The sequence below is a fragment of the Psychrobacter sp. Ps7 genome (assembly GCF_022129225.1).
Taxonomy (GTDB): Bacteria; Pseudomonadota; Gammaproteobacteria; order Pseudomonadales; family Moraxellaceae; genus Psychrobacter; species Psychrobacter immobilis_A.
The window spans coordinates 1-1,067 of the sequence record NZ_JADQAH010000084.1 but is presented as its reverse complement, the minus strand read 5'-3'; the positions used below and the strand labels follow the sequence as shown (position 1 = coordinate 1,067).

Below are 1,067 nucleotides of genomic sequence, written 5' to 3'. Positions count from 1 at the left end.
TCGACATAATGACAAGCACGATAGCCTTGGGTAAAACGATCGTAGTCAACAATCCACTGCTTACGCGCTTTTAACTCATCTTGACGTTGCTCAATGCTACTATCTATATCTGTGTTCTCGGAGCCAAACCAAAAGTCCTTAGCAGGGATATCTTTAGCTAACTTCTTATTCTCAACCTCACTCATACGCCACGGCTTGGCAGTGAGCCGCGCTCGAAAGCACTGCTGCGCTTGGCATAGACGAACATAATTGGCATCTGCATGGAAATACTCAAACCACTCCGTGACCACGTTATCACTTGGCGAAATGATATCGTGTGTGGCAATAATGCGAAATCCTGCTGGCGTTTGATATAAACGAAAACATTCGATAGGATGATTCGCAACACGTTTTTTGATCAAATCCGTCATATAGGGCAGTAGTGAGGCGGCATCATCGGCATATTTTTGCGCACGGGCTTTGTCTTTTGCACTGGCTTGCTGCCACAAATAGACGGTCGCACCAATCATAACAGCCAATAACCACAACCATGATAGTCCTAGCCAAGCGATGACACTGGCAATAAGTATAAAGACAATAACAAAAGCCCAAACTTTTATTTTGGTTGTTGGATTGCTTTGATTAATGAGAAAGGCAGGCATAAAGCCATGATGGTTATAATCATAAGGATATTTTTGACGCAATAAATCATCATTATCAACATCAATAATGGCGATATTATCGACGTTAGCGACTTGTGCGCCATAGCTGTTGCGCGTGACAATGAGCTTCGTTACTGCTGCACTATTATTAGATGGTTCATTTTCTGGAAAATCATGCTTATCAACAATCTTTTCACGAATAGGAATGCTATTGCCTTCGTTATACTCTTCCCTGCGCTCACGGCGTAAGATATCTTCACCTGCCAGCCAGCGATGTTGCGACTCATCCACTCGCGCTTTGGCATGAGTTAACGCCGCACTTTGACTGACATCTGACCAACCATAACGTTTGATAGTAGCTTGCTTGGAAGGTTTACTAGACGTTTCTAGCGATTCAAAGCGCTGTTTGTGTTGCGCCCAGTATTT

General features: G+C 43.6%; 1 protein-coding gene. It reads right to left on the bottom strand.

Going from position 1 to position 1,067, the window contains the following annotated elements:
* A partial coding sequence (locus I3257_RS14125; protein WP_238050173.1) for a hypothetical protein occupies positions 1 to 1,067 on the bottom strand: 1,067 nt, incomplete at both ends.